The organism is Terriglobus albidus, from assembly GCF_025685425.1.
Classification (GTDB): Bacteria; Acidobacteriota; Terriglobia; order Terriglobales; family Acidobacteriaceae; genus Terriglobus; species Terriglobus albidus.
In genome coordinates, this window is the sequence record NZ_JAGTAS010000024.1 from 108,258 (window position 1) to 126,731 (window position 18,474).

Annotated in this window: 11 protein-coding genes; 8 read left to right on the top strand and 3 right to left on the bottom strand. The window is 58.3% G+C overall.

What is annotated here, in order from left to right; all coding sequences use genetic code 11:
* The first annotated feature begins 41 nt into the window (after positions 1–41).
* From OHL21_RS03710 to hrpB, 5 genes are all read left to right on the top strand, one after another.
* Positions 42–1,193: a glycerophosphodiester phosphodiesterase family protein gene (locus tag OHL21_RS03710; protein WP_263415894.1), complete on the top strand. Its 1,152-nt coding sequence runs from the start codon at positions 42–44 to the stop codon at positions 1,191–1,193.
* A 126-nt stretch (positions 1,194–1,319) separates the two neighbouring features.
* Entirely contained in the window at positions 1,320–4,604 is a 3,285-nt protein-coding gene (locus OHL21_RS03715; protein WP_263415895.1) for a TonB-dependent receptor, read from the top strand.
* Positions 4,605–4,696: 92 nt separating this feature from the next.
* Entirely contained in the window at positions 4,697–6,340 is a 1,644-nt protein-coding gene (locus tag OHL21_RS03720) for an alkaline phosphatase family protein (protein ID WP_263415896.1), read from the top strand.
* A gap of 412 nt (positions 6,341–6,752) precedes the next feature.
* Complete coding sequence (locus OHL21_RS03725) at positions 6,753–8,981, top strand: GH92 family glycosyl hydrolase (RefSeq protein WP_263415897.1); 2,229 nt, start codon at positions 6,753–6,755, stop codon at positions 8,979–8,981.
* A gap of 45 nt (positions 8,982–9,026) precedes the next feature.
* Complete coding sequence (gene hrpB, locus OHL21_RS03730; RefSeq protein ID WP_263415898.1) at positions 9,027–11,348, top strand: ATP-dependent helicase HrpB; 2,322 nt, start codon at positions 9,027–9,029, stop codon at positions 11,346–11,348.
* 183 nt (positions 11,349–11,531) lie between these two features.
* Here the strand turns inward: hrpB and OHL21_RS03735 are convergent, their stop codons facing one another.
* Positions 11,532–12,821 carry an MFS transporter gene (locus tag OHL21_RS03735; protein WP_263415899.1) on the bottom strand — a complete coding sequence of 430 codons (1,290 nt, stop codon included), beginning with the start codon at positions 12,819–12,821 and terminating at the stop codon, positions 11,532–11,534.
* A 4-nt stretch (positions 12,822–12,825) separates the two neighbouring features.
* The gene (locus tag OHL21_RS03740; protein WP_263415900.1) at positions 12,826–13,848 is read right to left on the bottom strand and encodes a gluconeogenesis factor YvcK family protein; all 1,023 of its coding nucleotides are present in this window, start codon (positions 13,846–13,848) and stop codon (positions 12,826–12,828) included.
* A 343-nt stretch (positions 13,849–14,191) separates the two neighbouring features.
* Between OHL21_RS03740 and OHL21_RS03745 the strand changes: the two genes are divergently transcribed.
* Positions 14,192–15,487 (top strand): MFS transporter, encoded by a 1,296-nt coding sequence (locus OHL21_RS03745; protein ID WP_263415901.1) that lies wholly within the window; start codon positions 14,192–14,194, stop codon positions 15,485–15,487.
* Between the two features lie 181 nt (positions 15,488–15,668).
* On the opposite strand, the gene OHL21_RS03750 is transcribed toward OHL21_RS03745, so the two are convergent.
* A complete protein-coding gene (locus OHL21_RS03750; RefSeq protein WP_263415902.1) occupies positions 15,669–16,001 on the bottom strand; it encodes a c-type cytochrome in 333 nt (110 codons plus the stop codon).
* A 143-nt stretch (positions 16,002–16,144) separates the two neighbouring features.
* Between OHL21_RS03750 and OHL21_RS03755 the strand changes: the two genes are divergently transcribed.
* The gene (locus OHL21_RS03755; protein WP_263415903.1) at positions 16,145–17,581 is read left to right on the top strand and encodes an MBL fold metallo-hydrolase RNA specificity domain-containing protein; all 1,437 of its coding nucleotides are present in this window, start codon (positions 16,145–16,147) and stop codon (positions 17,579–17,581) included.
* Between the two features lie 41 nt (positions 17,582–17,622).
* Positions 17,623–18,297 carry a phosphate signaling complex protein PhoU gene (gene phoU, locus OHL21_RS03760; RefSeq protein ID WP_263415904.1) on the top strand — a complete coding sequence of 225 codons (675 nt, stop codon included), beginning with the start codon at positions 17,623–17,625 and terminating at the stop codon, positions 18,295–18,297.
* Positions 18,298–18,474 lie beyond the last annotated feature (177 nt).

Genomic DNA, 18,474 nt, shown 5'->3' on the forward strand with positions numbered 1-18,474 from the left:
AGTGCAACGCTGCATTAATCCATGGCCTGCATAGTGAATACATGATGAAGCGTACGATTGCCTGTATGACGTTGTTGAGCAGCTTTGCTATGGCGCAGAGCAGCGATCCTTACCTGGCTCTGATGAAGAAGGCGGGCGAGCATGCCCGTGCGAAGGGTGCAAAGCATACGCCGGTGTTGTCGCCGGTAGATTCCAGCGTCATTGGGCCCAATGCGAAGGTGCGCGTAGATACACTCCATGCCGCCGGCGTTAAGGTCGTTCCCTGGACAACAAATGACGCGGCCAAGATGAAGGCGCTGATCGATCTGGGCGTTGACGGCATCATCACTGACCGCCCGGACATCCTGCATAAGGTCGTTGAAGATCTTCGTGCCGCAGGAAAGCCCCTGAAGGGCTTCGATATTACCGCGCACCGCGGCGGACGCGGCCTGCGCCCGGAGAACACCCTGCCCTCGTTTGAGAACGGTATGGATCAGGGAGCCACGACGCTGGAAACGGATACCGGCGTCACGACCGATGGCGTCTCCCTGATCTGGCACGACCAGTTCCTCAACCCGGAGAGCTGCCGCCGCGCCGACGGAGCAGCATACACCATGGAAAACCGTGTCTATATCAACACCATCTCCATGCCAGAGGCGCAGAAGACCTTCATCTGCGACAAGCTACACTTCGGGCCGGACCAGAAGAACGACCTGGCGCTTTCGCCGGTCGCTGTCGCCTTTGCGAAGCTGGAGAAGATGCCCAGCCCGTATGCTCCCACGAATGCGGCGCAGCTCTTCCGTTTTGTGAAGTTTTATACCGAATACTACAAGAGCGGGGCGGGGAAGAACTCGCCTCATGCCGCCGAACGCGCTGCCACGGGAGCGACGGTGCGGTTCAATCTCGAGACCAAGATCATGCCGGATCGGTTGCCACCGGAGGTGGCGGGAGCACAGAATACCAATGCTTCGGCGGACCTCTATAAGAACCACACGGTCGGACCGCAGCAGTTTGTGGACGCGCTTTGCGGAGCGATCACGAAGGAGAAGATGATCGGCCGCGCCGAGGTGCAAAGCTTCGATTTTCGGACTCTGCAATTAGTGGAAGAACAATTTCCCGAGATTCCAACGTATTACCTGACCAATAGTGCGAAATTGCTTAGCAGCGAATTCGTTCCCGAGACACTTCGTCTCTCGCCGGAAGAGACAAAGTAATGGCATCCGTCCCGCGCTTATAACTTCCTGGCGCGGGACGGATTTTCCTGCGAAAACACAGGGGTTGAAACCTTATATTCACCGTCTCGTCACCGGCTAGCAACAAGGATTCCCTACGGTGCAAACATGCGAACCATAGCGAGATTTCTCTTTGCGGTATACGTCTGTTTTGCGTGTACCTTGATCTCCCATGCGCAGTACGAGAACGGAAGCATTCTCGGAACGGTGCGCGATCCTTCAGGAGCTGTTATTCCCAACGCGACGGTGACAGTCACCAACACCGCAACTGGCGTTGTATCGACACGCACATCAAACGAGACAGGTGACTACGAGGTTCCGGCTCTGCGTGTCGGCACCTACAAGGTAGAAGTTACCCGCGAGGGATTCTCTTCTACGACCGTTCCCAGCGTATCGGTGAGCATCGCCGCACGTCAGCGTGTGGACGTTACCCTTAACGTAGGCGGAGCATCGCAGGTGGTTGAAGTAACGGCTGCCGCGGCTCTTCTGGAGACGGACACCAGCCAGCGCGGCCAGATCGTAACCAACTATCAGACGGCAGCTCTGCCGCTTGTCAGCCGTAACTACTCTGACCTGATTGGACTTTCTACCGGCGTGCGCGCGGCGGCCAACAGCCTTTCGTCGACATCGAATACCGGCCTGGTTCGTGAAGGCTCCTTCAACGTCAACGGCCAGCGCTCCATCTTCAACAACTTTCTGCTGGACGGTATGGATAACAATGCCTATGGCGAATCCAATCAGGGTTTCTCGAACCAGATCATTCAGCCTCCGCCGGACTCGATTGCGCAGTTTCAGGTAGTAACAAACAACGAAACTGCAGAATATGGCCGTGCCTCGGGTGCAGTGATCAATGCGGCATTTGCGCAGGGTACGAATCAGTTCCACGGCAGGGTGTATGAGTTTGTGCGCAACACCGTCTTGAATGCCACTGGTTTCTTCCGTCCACCGGGTGGCCAGAAGCCGCAGTTCAATCGGAACCAGTTCGGTGGAAACTTCAGCGGTCCGATCATGAAGGACAAGCTGTTCTTCTTCGTGGACTACGAAGGATTCCGGCAGGCACGTAAGCAGGTTGCCTCTGCGACTCTGCCTCAAATCAGCCAGTTGAACGGTGTCTTCAGCCGCCCGGTTGTTAACCCCTATAACCCCACCCTGCGATATCTACCCGGTACTTCGATCCTGAATGACCCGAATATCTCTCCTGCGGCGAAGACAATTGCCGGCATGATCAAAGGCTTGAACCCCGGTACTGCGACGAGCAACAACTTCACGACGCTGCAGCGTTCGCAGAACTTCTCCGACAAAGGCGATCTGCGCCTCGACTTTACGCCCAATCAGAAGAACTCTTTCTTCCTTCGCATCAGCGATCTGAAGCAGAACGCGACGGATTTCCCGATCTTCGGTCTGCCGCTGGATGGTAATTCCAACGGTAAGCAGCGGATTCTGGATCAGCAGGTAGCGCTCGGTTATACGCGCGTTATTGCAGCAAACCAACTGCTCGATGCCCGTCTTGGTCTTTCGCGTACCAAGGCTGGAAAGTACTCTCTCTCGATCGGCACGAACCCGGGCTTTAGCTTCCCTGGGCTTCCTTCAGATCCTCTTGTCGCTGGGGGTATTCCTTCGATCACAATCACTGGCTTTACAGCTTTGGGACGGCAGGCAACCAATCCGCAGTTCCAGAACCCTGCTCTCCTCGACCCGAAGGTGAACTACTCGTGGGGCGTCGGGAAGCATTCGCTCAAGTTCGGCTATGAGTACCAGAAGATCTGGATGGCGGTACAGGATACGAACCCGTTGTATGGCGGCTTCACGTACGCAGGCGCCTTCAGTCGTGATAGCTCGACTCCGGCAGCAAACTCGGATAACTATGTTGCCGACTTCCTGTGGGGTTCGACCAGCATCTATACGCTTTCGTCCTACTTTGTTGCCCACCTGCGCAACCAGTCGAACTTCGCGTATGTGCAGGATGACTGGAAGGTATCTCCTAAGCTGACACTGAATATTGGTGTTCGCTATGAGTACACGACGCCTTACTACGAGCAGAAGAACCAGCAGGCGAACTTTGACCCGACGACGCTCTCGATGGTTACTGCGACACAGAGTGGCAATCGCTATGCGATGCAGCCGGACAAGAACGACTTTGCTCCGCGCTTCGGCTTCTCGTATGCCCTTGGCACGAACACTGTTCTCCGCGGAGGCTATGGCATCAGCTTCTCGCACTACGATCGTGCCGGTTCCGGCAACATCCTGGCAATCAATCCTCCCAACGCTCTGTTTGTGACGGTGTCACAGGCTCCGCGGCCAGGTGGCGTGCCGAATGCCAACTACGTGAAGATGGATCAGGGCTTCCCGGCCAGCACCCTGAACTTCAACCCGATCACCGCCAATGTGGCGTACATCGATTCGAACCGGTACCGTGACAGCTATGTGCACAACTATTACGTGGATGTTCAGCACGTACTTCCGCACGGCGCCCTGGTGGATGTTGCCTATGTCGGCAATCACGGCCTGAAGCTGCTGCAACTGGCGAACTATAACCAGAAGAACCCAAACCTTAACTACGCGCGCCCGATTCCGACATGGGGTGATATCACCATTGCCATGCACACGGCGTACTCGCACTATGACTCGTTGCAGGCGCGCTATGAGCAGCACCTGATCGGCGGGCTTACTCTCCTGAACTCGTTCACCTGGTCGCATGCTCTGGACAATGCAGGTGCTTCGCTAGAGGCGAATACGCCGTCGCCGCAGGACTTTTACAACCTGCGCGGAGATTATGGTCAGTCGGAATACAATCAGCCGCTCTACAACATCACTTCGCTGGTGTACGAGCTTCCGTTTGGCAAGGGGCGGCAGTGGATGAACACCGGGGGGGTATTGAACGAGGTCCTGGGTCAGTGGCAGATTTCGGCGATCAATACGGCTGCCAGTGGCTTCCCGTACCAGATCAACTACACTCCGGCAGCGGCGACACAGGTTTCCGGTATCGCGGCGAGCTATCGCGGAGCCAATCTGTACCGTCCGAACCGGGTTACTGGCGTCCCGCTGAATATTCTGGATAAGTCGAAATCCACCGGAACCTCGTTGCAGTACATCAACCTGGCGGCAGTCTCGTTGCCGGCAGCCGGCGGCAATCCATTCGGAAACATGGCTCGTGATCCGGGCCGTGGGCCGACCTTCAACACGCTGAATCTGGCGATCAACAAGCGTTTCCAGACACCGCTTGAGTCGGTCAAGATCGAATTCCGTGGAGAGATGTACAACGCCTTCAACCATACCAACTTCACCACTCCGGGCGGCGGCATCAGCGCCGGCACCAGCGGTCTGACAGGTGGCACTATCACCAGCACGTTCGATCCGCGCATTGTGCAGTTTGGAGCGAAGGTCCTGTTCTAGAGGGTGAATCGCAGTTTATTCAGGCGGCAGACGTGACAATCGTCTGCCGCTTTTGTTTCTATGTATGCTTTCTACGAGAGGAAAATCCTAGGATGCGTTTGTTGGGGAAGGCTGTAGCGGCCGCTGCCATAGCGGCGGCATGTGTCTCGGCGGTGGCCGATGAGTATCACGCAAAACCGAAGCTGGTAGTCATTGTGGTTCTGGACCAGATGCGCGGCGATTATCTTGACCGGTATCGCGACGACTTCAAGACCGCGAACGGCTTCAACCTGTTCCTGAAGAAGGGCGCGCACTTTACCGATTGCTATTACGACTATGCCAATACCCACACTGCTCCCGGCCACTCGACTATCGGCACCGGCGCCTATACCGATGGGCATGGCATTCAGGCCAATCAGTGGTGGGATTTCTCGCGTTCCACCGAGCATGTCTACTCTTCGGTGGATGACGACGACTACAAGGTGGTTGGAGCGCCTGCTGGTGCGACCATCACCCCGGGTCAGTCGCCGCGGAATCTGATGGCGTCGACCCTCGGCGATGAGATCGTGTTGGCGACGCATGGTGAGGCGAAGGTCTTTGGCATCTCGCTGAAGGACCGTGCTGCGATTCTTACGTCCGGCCACGCCACACAGGGGGCCTATTGGATCGATCAAAAGTCTGGCCACTTCATCACCTCGACCTACTGGATGAATGATTTGCCGGCTTATGTGGCGAAGTTCAACGCCAGCGGGAAAGCTGAGGCCGCAGCCAAAGAAGTCGGCGGCAAGGGGCAGAACTTCTATAACGAGGTAGGCTCAACACCGGCAGGCATCCGCTACGAGCTCGAGTTCGCAGAAAATGTGATTGATGCCGAGCAGCTCGGCAAGCATGCAGTCACCGACATGGTGACGATCAGTCTGTCGTCGACGGATATTCTCGGCCACGCCGTCGGGCCGAATGATCCCAAGCAGCGGGCTCTACTCGATGGCGCCGATGTAGAGCTGGACAAATTCTTCACCTGGCTGAACACGCATGTCGATGGCGGCATGGCGAATGTCTGGGTGGCGATGTCGGGCGATCACGGTGTTGCTCCGGCGGTCGGTGAGACGCAGAAGCTGGGGATGCCTGCGAATACATTTTCGTATGCCGGTCTGATCGACGCCATGAACGAGGAGCTGACAAAGAAGCTCTCTCCGGGCAATCCGCAGAAGTTCCTGTTGCAGGGCGGGGAATATGCCTACTTCCCGCTCGATCAGCGCGTCTGGGAGAAGCTGCATATCTCTGAAGCCGATGCCGAAAACATGGTGGCTGCCATGCTGCCTGAGGTGATGGCGAAGACACAGCCTGGCCTGTCTGGATCGAAGCCTTCCTCGAAGCCGTTGATTCGCCGCGTGTTTACGAAGGTACAGATGGCCTCGGGAGATCTGCCGAATAACGATCTCGGCCGGTTGCTGCAGCACAGCTACTCACCGAATGGTGGATGGCAGGTCTTTGCCATCTTCGGCGAATACCAGCTTCCGGGGGCGGCAACGGGCACGACGCACTATTCACCTTATTCGTATGACCGCCATGTGCCGCTGGACTTCTACGGTTCGGCATTCATTCCTGGCACGTATCACGACCGCGTCGCTCCAGTAGATATTGCCGCGACCTTTGCTTCGTTGCTGCGCATCAATCAACCCTCCGCCGCGGTGGGCCATGTGCTGACGAACATCATTAAGCCCGAGCTTGAGACGGTGGCTCCAAAGGGTAAGTAAGGCTGCGGTTTATCTGGAGGGCTGAAGGCTTTTAGATGGGGCCTTCAGCCTTCTGTTTTTTGGGAGGAAGGCTGGTATAGGGTGCACTTTCGGTACTTAGCTAATACTTCGTGTTTCTCACTTCACATTTTCCTCCACCCGGGTGCCCCACCCTCGCAACGCTAGGGTGGGCAAGGAAGACCACCGAAAAGCAGATTTCTCCGCTCCCTTCGGTCACTGCGAAATGACAAAAAAGGGAAAGGGTATGGGGATTTCTGACGTTGTCGATACGCCCCAGTTGGCTATGCCTGTCTCACGAAGTGAGATGAGGATCTGCTCCCGGTTTTCGAAAAGATGAGATGTCGATGCTGTCGCTGGCCCTAGGACAAAGTGAGGATGCGCGGACAGGGAGACTCTTGATAAAGTTCTAGCCGTGATCACACGGCGTAGCTTTATTGGTTCTCTGTCCGCGGTCTCCGCTGGTCTGGCGGTAGCCGACGCTCTCCCCCTTACTGCTTTTGCGAAGTCATCCGCCTCCGGCGATGTGACCAAATATGTGAAGATCGCCATCGGTACCGGCGGTCACGGACATACCTATCCGGGCGCGACTGTGCCGTGGGGAGCTGTACAGCTGAGCCCCGATACCGGCGTAAAGGGCTGGGATCATTGCTCCGGATATCACTGGGATGACAAAACCATCCTCGGCTTCAGCCATACCCATCTCAGCGGTACCGGCGCCGCCGACCTGCTCGACTTCCTGGTCGTGCCGCGGGTTGGAGCGGTCAAGCTGTCGCCATCGGAGTATCAGCAGAGCTTCTCGCACGACGAAGAGGTCTCGCGTCCGGGATATTACAGCGTGAAGCTGAAGGACTCCGGTATTCTCGCGGAGCTTACCGCGACAGAGCGTTGCGGGGTTCACCGCTACACCTTCCCGGAGTCGAAGTCCGCGACGATCATGCTCGACATGACGCATCTGATCGAAGGCAATCCGCAGAAGATCAACTGGGCCAAAGTGAAGGTAGAAGGCCATCGGATGCTGACCGGCGGGCGCAGCACCCAGCTTTGGGCGCCAGGGCGCGAGATCTACTTTGCGATGGAGTTCTCCCGTCCCGCGGAAGCAATCCAGATCTTTGCCGATGACAAGCCGGTGCAGGGAGAGAGCTCCAACGAGCCGCGCTTGAAGGTCGTGGCCCACTTCAACACGACGGCAGGAGAGAAGATCCTGGTGAAGACGGGCATCTCCGGTATCAGTACGGAAGGCGCGTTGGCGAACCTGAAGGCTGAGGTTCCCCACTGGGACTTCGATGCGGTGCAGCATAAGGCGCACCAGGCATGGCAGGAGGCGCTCGGGGCCATTCAGGTAGAGACGGAGAATACCCGCCACAAGGAGATCTTCTACACCGGCCTGTATCACACCATGCTGGCGCCCACGCTCTTTGATGACGTGACTGGTAAGTACGCGGGCATGGATGGCAAGGTGCACGATCTGCCTGCGGGACTGCATAACTACTCCACCTTCTCGCTGTGGGATACCTACCGCGCGTTGCATCCGCTTTACACGCTGATCGCTCCAGAGAAGGTGCCTGACCTGGTCAACTGCCTGATCCGGGAAGCAGAGCAGAGCCCGGGTGGCGTGCCCATTTGGCCGCTGCAGCAGAAGGAGACCTTCTGCATGGTTGGCTATCACTCCGCGCCGGTCGTCGCGGAGGCGTTGGTGAAGGGCTTCCAGGGTATCGACGCCAAGGCCGCCTACAAGGTCTTCCGCAAGCGCGCCATGGTCGATGACTATCGCGGTCTGGGAGCGTATCGCAAGTACGGCTACATCCCCTGCGATATCGAGGAAGAGAACGCCTCGAAGACGATGGACTACGCCTACGACGACTCTGCTGTTGCGGCGATTGCCAAAGCGGCGGGCGAGCAGCAGGAGGCGGAGCTGCTGAAGAAGCGCTCGAAGAACTACCGCAATCTCTATGACAAGGAGAGCGGTTTCATCCGCCCGAGGTATGCGGATGGTAACTGGGCCGGCCCATTTGCTCCGAATGCCATCAATGTCTCACGTAAGTGGCGCGACTATACGGAGTCGAACGCGTGGGTGACAACCTTCAGCGTGCAGCACGATCCCAATGGCCTGGCAGAGCTGATGGGCGGTAAGCAGGCTTTGGAGAAGAAGCTGGATGACCTGTTCTCAGCCGATCCAACGCAGCCATCAGATATGCCACCGGATGTGGCCGGACTTGTCGGCCAGTATGCGCACGGCAACGAGCCGAGCCATCACATCGCGTATCTCTACAACTACGCCGGCGCTCCGGAGAAGGCACAGAAGCGTCTCCGCAGTCTGATGGAGACGATGTACGATAACAAGCCTGATGGCATGCAGGGCAACGAGGACTGCGGCCAGATGTCGGCCTGGTATGTGCTGAGCGCTCTGGGGATCTATCCAGTCGATCCTGTCAGCGCCAGGTGGGATGTCGGTACACCGCTTTTCGATCGGGCGACGCTTGAGGTCGGCAACGGCAAGACGCTGACCATTGAGACCAAGCGCAGCTCCGCCGACGCGGCGATTGTGAAGAGCATCATCTTCAATGGTGAGAAGCATGAAGGACTGACCTTCGAGCACGCCGCTCTGGCCAAGGGCGGGAAGATCGTCTTTGAGATGGTGTAGTAGCGATCATTTGACGCTCGACTCACAGCGTGTTGCGATGGAGATGTGAACGTTTCAAAACAACTTCCGGTCGATCTCATTCTGCCGGAGGTTGTCCAGCATCTCCTCGCAACGCCTTCTCTTGTGATTGAAGCGGCTCCCGGCGCGGGTAAGACGACCCGCGTTCCTCCGGCGCTGCTCAAGATTCTCTCAGGCGAAGTCATCGTTCTGGAACCGCGGCGCATTGCCGCGCGTATGGCCGCACGTCGCGTCGCCCAGGAAATGGGCGAACAGCTTGGTGAGACGGTCGGCTACCAGGTGCGCTTCGAAGAGGTCTCGGGCCCGCGGACGCGGCTGCGGTTTGTCACTGAAGGCGTGTTGACGCGCCGCCTGCTCTCGGACACGCAACTTAAGGGTGTCAGCGCCGTTGTGCTGGATGAGTTCCATGAGCGGCATCTTGATGGCGATCTTGCGCTAGGGCTGTTGCGCAGGCTGCAGGCGACGACGCGTCCGGACCTGAAGATCATCGTCATGTCGGCCACGCTCGATGCCGCGCCGATCGCCCACTATCTGAATAACTGTCCGATTGTGCGGAGTGAGGGCCGCGTCTTTCCGCTGCAGCTTGATTACGCGGGCTACTCCGCAGCTCCGTTAGAGCAGCAGGTGGCTCGCGCTGTGGAGACGCTTCTTGCTGAAGGCGAGACCGGTGACACGCTGGTCTTTCTGCCAGGTGTTGCTGAGATCCGCCGCGCTATACGTGAACTCGAGCCCATCGCCCGCCGGAGAGACATCCTGCTGGCTCCACTCTATGGCGAGCTTTCTCCTGCCGAGCAGGATATGGCGGTGCAGAAGGCGGCAAAGCAGAAGATCATCGTCTCTACGAACGTTGCTGAGAGCTCGGTGACAGTGGAAGGTGTAACTGCCGTTGTCGACAGCGGTCTGGCTCGTATCGCCGGTCACTCGCACTGGACGGGGCTTCCGATTCTTGAAGTGCAGCGCGTCAGTCAGGCCAGCGCGAAGCAGCGTGCGGGACGTGCCGGTCGTACCGCGCCCGGCCGTGTGATTCGGCTGTATGCCGAAGAGGACTTCCGCCGCCGCCCCGAGGTCGATCGTCCCGAGATCGTGCGCGAAGATCTCAGCGGCCTGGTTCTCGGCCTTCGTGCGATGGGACTTGATATTGATCAGATTCCGTGGCTTGATGCTCCGCCCGTCGAGGCCGTTGCTGCTGCCAATGGGCTGCTGGACCGGCTGGGCGCGACGGGAGAGTCAGCGAAACAGCTTGCAAGACTTCCGATAGAGCCGCGTCTTGCGCGCGTGGTGCAGGAGTCTATGCGCCGCGGCGTTGGTGAAAGCGGGTGCAGGCTGGCAGGTCTGCTGGCTTCAGGCGTACGCATTGAGAAGGGCGACATTCTCGAAGCTCTCGACCAGCCGATGGACGATCGTGTCCGTCGCCAGGTGGATCAGTTGAAGCGTGCTGCCCGTCCGGCGAAACAAACGAAGCACGATGATGATGCCTTGCTGATCAGCGTTCTGGCGGGCTTCCCGGATCGTGTGGCTCGGCGGCGTTCCGGAAATACTGTGATGCTTGCGGGCGGCATGGGGGCTGAGGTCTTTGGGCATCCGCGTCCGTATGAGTTTCTTCTGGCTCTCGATGCGGAGGAGCGTAAAGAACGCGGAGCTCCACTGATCCGCCTGACGGCGCGCATGGAGCCTGAGTGGCTGATAGATCTCTTTCCCGAGCGTGTTATCGAGAAACGCGAGGTTGTCTGGAACCGCCGGGGCGAACATGCAGAGGCAATCAGCTCGTTGGAGTACGACGGATTGGTCCTGGAAGAATCGCGCGGTCCTGCAAGCGAAGAAGAAGCTGCTGCGGTGCTCGCGCATGAGGCGGTCACACTGGGTGTCGAACGCTTTGTCGATCCTGAAGCCCTGGCAGAGTTGCAGGCGCGCATTTCCTTTGCCGGTGTCGAGAGCGTCGATATCGAGGACGCGCTGCGGGAGCTTTGCTATGGGCTAAAGCGCTTTTCGGAGCTACGTAAGGTCGCATCGACAGATCTGCTGCCGTTGCTGGAGCAGCGCGCCGGCCGTCTGGATGAGATCGCTCCGGCGAAGCTGAAGCTGGGCGGCGGGCGCTGGGTGAAGGTGCACTACGATCTCGGAAAACCACCATGGATCGAATCGCGGCTGCAGGACTTCTTCGGGATGAAGGAGACGCCGCGAATTGGCCGTGATCGCACGCCGGTGGTGGTTCATCTGCTGGCGCCGAACCATCGCGCGGTGCAGACCACGACCGATCTCGCAGGCTTCTGGCAGCGGTTGTATCCGGAGGTCCGTCGAGAGCTGATGCGTCGTTATCCGCGGCATCAATGGCCGGAGAAGCCGGTATAGGCCCATGCACCTGGTGCCCCATGCTCGGGGTCCCCAACGAACTGTTCGTTGGGATGGTGTCCCTTGGGGACATGGGTGTTCGCGCGAAGCGCGAATTGTTTTCTGTGTAGGATCTGTATGGGATGAGAGGCGGATTTCTCCGCTCCCTTCGGTCGCTGCGAAATGACAAAAAAATGAAGCCAACTACGGTGTAGCGGGGGAAACCACAGACTCAGGCTCGTGTTCCCACGTCACTTGTCCGCGTGCGTTGATCACGAACCAGTAGAAGACTGTTCCGGTCAGCAGAAACGCGCTGGCAATCGAGAAGGCCGCTCCAAAGCTGTGTGTTGCCGCCAATGTCACTCCAGTAAGCCATGCAGAGAGTGTGGCTGACAGATTCGCAAAGAGGTTTTGCAGGCTCGTCCACTTGGCAGCCGCTCGTGGACCGGCCAGCGATTGGGTGAGCGCCCAATTATTCGAGGTGAACAGGCCGAGTCCAAAGCTGGCAATCATCATGGCTCCCATGCTGACCAGTTGCCGATTCGACGCCACCACTACGAACAGAGAGATTGCTGCCACAATGCAGCCGATGCACACCGTAGCCTTGCGGACCATCACTGCATTGCGACCCTGCCGCACCAGGCGATCTGAGACTACACCGGCAACGCCGCACGCCACCGAAAGGCACCAGAAGGGCAGAGAACTGACAACCACCAGTTGTTTGGCACTGTAGTGATAGCGCTGCTCGAAATAGTAGGGAAGCCAGCTCACGAACATGCTCCACGCATAGTTGCTTCCGATGTGCCCGATGGCTGCTCCCCAGAACTGCCGCTGCGCCGCCACCTGCAGATAGGTGGGAGACCACGCACGTTCGCCTCCGTGTGAGACACGAATCGAGCGTGTAGCCACGAACCATAGCGGGATCCATAGCATGCTGCCCAGCCCGAGGACGAGGAACATCATGCGCCATCCGGATGCGGCAACAATGGCTGTGCCGGCCATGATGCCAAGCGCCGGGCCGATCTTGGTGCCGACATCGATCAAGCTGTTGGCGGTGCCGCGCAACTCTTCCGGGAAAAGCCTGGTAATGAGCGCCGAGGTCGCCGGAAAGCTTACCGACTCACCGCAGCCCAGAATCAGGCGCAACGTGAAGAGCACGGCAAAGCCGCTGAGGGTAATGCCGAAGAGATGCAGATCGCGGCTGAGACCAGTGGCTGCGGTTGCCAGCGACCAGACGACAAAGGCCAGACCAAAGACTTTGGCTGCGTCAAACCGCTCCAGCAATTTGCCGACGGCGAGTTGCATCAACGTGTAGGAGAGAAAGAACGCAGAGCTCAGCAGGCCAAGCTGCTTCTCGTCCAGCGAGAGGTCGCGCTTCAGGCTGGTGAGCGCAATCGACAGGCTGCCGCGGTCGATGAAGCAGATGCCCATCGCCAGCACCAGCAGCAGAAGTATCTGCCATTCTTTCGATCGCTTCGGCGCAATCTCAGGCACAGTCTTAGGGTCTGCCTTTCGCAGCCAATTGCAGCATGACCTCAGCCACACGGTCATAGTCGTGCCGCAGCACGGCTCCTTCGTAGACGAAGTTGCCGGTTATAGGCTCGACGCCAAGCGTGCGTACGGCATCGAGGTCAGCCACGATAGGCGCCTGTCCCTCGCGAGCGTACTGTGCCAGCGATGCCGCGCTGATGGGGGCGGTGTTGATCAGGGCGTAGTCGAAGAGGCGATGGTGGCCGGCGTGGTCCATGATCTTCTGAATATGCTGTGAGGCGGTCAGGCCCAGCGATTCGTTCGCCTGGGTCATCAGGTTGCAGACGTAGATGCGGGTCGCCTTTGCTGCGGCGATCGCTTCAGGAATGCCGCGAACCAGCAGATTGGTAATCAACGAGGTGTAAAGTGAGCCTGGTCCTACGCTGATGAGATCTGCCTGCCGGATCGCCTCCAATGTCTCCGGGACGGGATGCGCCTCGGCGGGTTCGAGGTACAGCTCGCGAATCCGCTGCCTGCTTGCGGTGATGCTGGTCTCTCCGTGAACGTGGCTGCCATCATCCATCAGGGCAGCGAGGGAGACATTGTCCGTGGTCGCCGGGTAGATGCGTCCACGCGTGGCGAGAATCTGGGAGGAGTGCTGTACTGCCTGCGCGAAGTCTCCACAGAGATCGTCCAGAGCCGCCAGGAAGAGGTTTCCCAGCGAGTGGCCTTGCAGCTCTCCCTGTCCAAAGCGGTACTGGAAGAGCCGGGAGAGAAGGTGTTCATCCTCGGATAGCGCCACCAGGCAGTTACGCACATCTCCCGGCGGCAGCATGTTGAAGTCTTCTCGCAGGCGGCCCGAGGAGCCTCCGTCGTCAGTTACCGTTACGATTGCCGCCAGATCGGCGAGCAGGCAGGAACCGTCAGGACAGGCAGATGTACCTGTTCCAGCAAGAGCAACGTATCGCTTCAGGCCCCGGAGCAGAGTGGAAAGGCCGGTACCGCCTCCGATAGCGACGGCACGTAGAGCAGTTGGGGGAACGGACCGCATTCCCGCCAGTGTACGGGAAAAGCTTGAGGACACAGAGCCATCCCTCAGAAGGACCTGGGCATCGTACAAGGGGTATCCGTCCGAGGTAACATTTCGAAAATGTTACTTGAGTTACTTGAGTTTGTCTGAGATGATGACTTTTGATGTCGTACGATTGCCCCGGCCGACATAAATGGCGTCAGACCAGAATGGCCGCAGGGCAGGACATGGAGTGTTGCTATGCACGACTTGATTGTTGTAATCGCTTGCCTCGGCGTGGTTCTTATTCCAGCCGCCGTCCTCGCATTTCGTAGTGAGGAAGCCCAGGAAGAGTAACCACGCACTGTGGTAGCATCGGGCCACCGTGAAGAATCCGAATAGCGCCCACCAGCGTCTGACGCCGTCGCAGAGGAATGCATTCATCGCATGTTTTCTCGGCTGGTCGCTGGATGCCTTTGATTTCTTTATCTTTAACTTCTGCATTACGGCGATTGCCGCTGACTTTCACGTCAAACGCGCCGTTGTGGTTGAGGGCACGTTCTGGACGCTGGCCATGCGGCCGCTGGGAGCGCTGATCTTCGGAGCCTTGGCCGAGCGCTGGGGCCGTCGCCGCACCCTGATGCTCAACGTCATCAGTTTTTCGATCTTCGAGCTCGCCAGCGCCTTCGCGCCCACGTTGACATTCCTGATGATTACCCGCGCGCTCTTCGGCATCGCCATGGGTGGCGAATGGGGTGTTGGCGCTGCACTGGCCTTCGAAACGCTGCCGAAGGAGAGGCGAGGCTTCTTTTCCGGTCTGTTACAGGAGGGCTACGTCACCGGCAACCTGATTGCCGGCCTGGTCTACGCCCTGGTCTTCCCACATCTGCATATTGGCGGCGCTTGGGCGCCCTGGCGGACGATGTTCATCATCGGCGCTGCGCCCACGCTGCTTGTTTTCTATATCCGCAGCAAGGTGGAAGAGAGCCCCGCCTGGGTTGCAGGGCGTGGTGAGACAGCGAAGGCCCCAACCAGAGGACTCTCGCTGCACGACATCAAAACGTACCTTCCGTCGTTCGTCTTCCTCGTGCTGTTGATGACCGCTTTCACCTCCTTCAGTCATGGATCGCAGGACCTGTATCCGACCTTCCTGCAGGCCGATCGCGGGACCAACGACTTCTGGAAGGGGATGATCTCAAATGTCTCCAGCGTTGGCGCTCTGGCGGGCGGTATCACCTTCGGCACCCTGTCGGAGAGGATCGGCCGACGACGGGCTATCATCCTGGCCTCTCTGCTTGCCATCCCGATGATTCCGCTCTGGGCCTGGACACATCACTTTGTTCTGATCGCGCTGGGCGGCTTCCTGATGCAGTTTGCCATTCAGGGAGCATGGGGAGTGGTGCCGGCCTATCTAAACGAGATGGCTCCGTCGGCCGTGCGCGCGACCTTTCCGGGCGTGGCCTACCAGCTCGGCAATCTGCTCTCGTCACGTAACGACGTCTTTCAGGAAAAGATCGCCGAACATCATTTCGGCGGCGACTTGACCGTGGTTCTCAGTGCGACAGTAGCCATTGTGGCCGTTATTCTGGCGATCATGACTGCCCTGGCTAAGGAGCGGAAAGGCCTGGATATGTCACAAGCGCTTGGACAAAATTTAATGATGGAAGAATTGAATCGCTAGAGCATTTTTACTGTAGGTGTAGAGTAGGGCTTCCGCATCTATGGGCGTTTTCCGGAATGAAAACGCCGCTGCACTCCTCTTCCGGGATACCCAGCAACAGGGAAAATGCTCTGAAGAACGAAGGGCGCGGCTTATAGCCGCGCCCTTTCCGATTCAACCATTCAACTAACCAACTACTCAACTAGTCTTTAGGTTTGAAGCTCCGGATCACCTTCAGGAGCTGATCGAGTTGCTCATCGGTGAAGGTGCCTTTGAAGGCTGGCATGCTGCCGTTGCCGTTCTTGATGACGTCCTTGATCTTGTCGTCGGTCATGTCCTGAATCTCTTTGGAGCGCAGGTCTTTGACCTTCAGCATCTTGCCCATGTCGGAGCCGGCGCCGTCTTCGCCGTGGCACATGACACAGTTCTTTTTGAAGAGATCTTTGCCCTCTGCCGGCGGATCCTGTGCCAGGGCAGCGGTGGAGAAGGTTGCGACAACAGCGACGAGGGGAAGGGTACAGCGAAGAAGGGACACGATGGCAACTCCGTCGAAAAGAGAATTAGCTTGCTGATCGATTCCATCCACTCGGCTACGCGATGGATAAAAGGAACGATACACGGTTTGAAGTAGGGTTCGCCAGCGGGACGCAGCGCCAGCCGCGCATGTAAGCTGCCCGCATGGCTATTCGTGTGCAATTCTGGGGCGCAGCCCGTACGGTTACCGGATCTTCTCATCACCTGGAGTGCGCCGGACGTAACATTCTGCTGGACTGCGGCTTGTATCAGGGCCGCCGGCGTGAAGCCCGCGAGATCAATACGAACTTTGCTCTCCCCCCGGAAGAGGTAAGCGCGATCGTCCTGTCTCATGCACACATTGACCACTCGGGAAACCTGCCGGGGTTTGTCCGCGAGGGCTACCGCGGCCCTGTCTATGCCACGCCGCCCACTATCGATTTGTGCGATCCCATGTTGAAGGACTCGGCCCATGTACAGGAGATGGATGTTGAGTTTATCCGCAAACGTGCGCGGCGCAAGTTATCTATCGGGCGCGACGGGGCCATCGAGCAGCCGGTCGATCCTCTGTACTCGATGGAAGATGCGGCGGCCACGGTCGGACTCTTCCGGCCGATGCATCTGCATGAGCGCCAGACGCTCAACGGCTCTTCTTCGACCGAGGGATTTGCAGTCACGCCGTATGGCGCCGGCCATATGTTGGGCTCGACCTGCGTTCTGATGGAAGGTACCGAGAACGGAAAGACGACGCGCGTGCTCTTCTCGGGAGACGTCGGCCGTGTCAGTCTTCCCATCATCAAGGATCCCGAGTCCGCGCCGGGGGCAGACTACCTGATCATGGAGAGCACCTATGGCAACCGCCTGCATCAACCTATCGGACCGGTGAAGAACAAGCTGGCTGCTCTCATCAAGCGAACGGTACAACGCGGCGGACATATCGTGATGCCTGCTTTTGCGGTGGGGCGTTCCCAGCAGGTGGTGATGATGCTGCACGAACTGGTGCGTGAGAAGAAGATTCCCGAAATTCCTATTTATCTCGATAGCCCCCTGGCTACGACTGTCACCCAGGTCTTTGAAAAGCACACGGAGGAGTGGGATGCGGACCTGACGACCTTCGCCGAGTTGACCACACCTTTTGCGTGGAAGCAGATGACCTACACCCAGACCGTGCAGGAGAGTAAGGCATTGAATCAGATGCACGTGCCGTTCATTGTGATCTCGGCTTCAGGGATGTGCGAGGCCGGCCGAGTGCTGCATCACCTGCGCAACTCCATCGAAGATCCCCGCAACCTGATCCTGTTAACCGGCTACCAGGCAGAAAACACCCTGGGTCGCCGGCTTCAGAATAGGGAACCTGAGGTGCGCGTCTTCGGCGAATGGATGCGTCTGCGTGCCGAGGTCGACTCGATCGGCGAACTGAGCGGCCATGCTGACCAGAAGGAGCTTCTTGACTGGATGGAACCGGTCACCAAGACGCTGAAGAAGGTCTTTCTGGTCCACGGCGAGCCTGAGGCGCAGCAGGCGCTTAAGGCGGAGATTGAAAAACGTTACCGGCTGCCGGTGGAGATCCCAGCACGTGGCGATCAATACGTGCTTGAATAGGGAGGCGTCGTTCGGTTCAATAGAAAGCAGAGGTCGCCCGCTTGCCGCGCATCCACTTCCACCAACAACTCGCTGCGCTGAAGGATAAGCTGCTCGCCATGGCAGCACTGGCGCATCAGGTGCTGGAGTACTCGGTGACCGCCTACGCCAACGGCGATATGTCGCTCTGTGATCACGTCCTTGAGATAGAGGCCGCAATCAATGCAGCTGAGCGGGAGGTGGACGAGATGGCGTACGAACTGCTCAGCCGCGAGCAGCCGATGGCAATCGATCTCCGCTTCATTCTTTCAGTGATCAAGATCAATGGCGACCTGGAGCGTATCGGAGACCAGAGCGTCAATATCGCCCAGCGTGCGCGTTCGCTCGAGAAGCTACCGCGAGTCGCTCTGCCGGTAGACATCGTGCGGATGGGAGAACACGCCGGGAAGATGACTCAATTGGCAATCCAGGCACTGGTGGAGGGCGATGTCGCCATTGCCGACCAGGTGCTGGCCATGGACGACGAGATGGACCTCATGAATCGCGAGGTTCAGGACGTGATGGTCGAGCTCATGCAGCAGAAGCCTGAGATCACCGATTACGCTCTGAATGCCATCATCATTGCCCGGAACCTCGAACGGAGTGGAGACCACGCGACCAATATCGCCGAGGACGTCATTTTCTGGGTTCGGGGCTCAGACGTACGGCATAAGTTCGCCCTCGCCGACGCCGACTAGCTCTAGCTTGACTACGCGTCGCTACCCCGATACCCTTTAACCATATGCAGACAGCGAAAAATACGTGTTGTTGTTCGGCTGCCTGCTGCTGCGTGTGACGTCACCGTCTTTGAGCATCCCTCCGCAGCCAGCGCCCGCGTTCTAATCGCGGGCTTTGTTGTTGAACTTCACAATTTT

What these genes read in the sequence shown, in the direction of transcription:
- OHL21_RS03715 (WP_263415895.1), top strand. Translation starts at nt 1,320, where the DNA reads ATGCGAACCATAGCGAGATTTCTCTTTGCGGTATACGTCTGTTTTGCG.
- OHL21_RS03740 (WP_263415900.1), bottom strand. Translation starts at nt 13,848, where the DNA reads ATGCGGTCCGTTCCCCCAACTGCTCTACGTGCCGTCGCTATCGGAGGC.
- OHL21_RS03720 (WP_263415896.1), top strand. Translation starts at nt 4,697, where the DNA reads ATGCGTTTGTTGGGGAAGGCTGTAGCGGCCGCTGCCATAGCGGCGGCA.
- OHL21_RS03755 (WP_263415903.1), top strand. Translation starts at nt 16,145, where the DNA reads ATGGCTATTCGTGTGCAATTCTGGGGCGCAGCCCGTACGGTTACCGGA.
- OHL21_RS03710 (WP_263415894.1), top strand. Translation starts at nt 42, where the DNA reads ATGATGAAGCGTACGATTGCCTGTATGACGTTGTTGAGCAGCTTTGCT.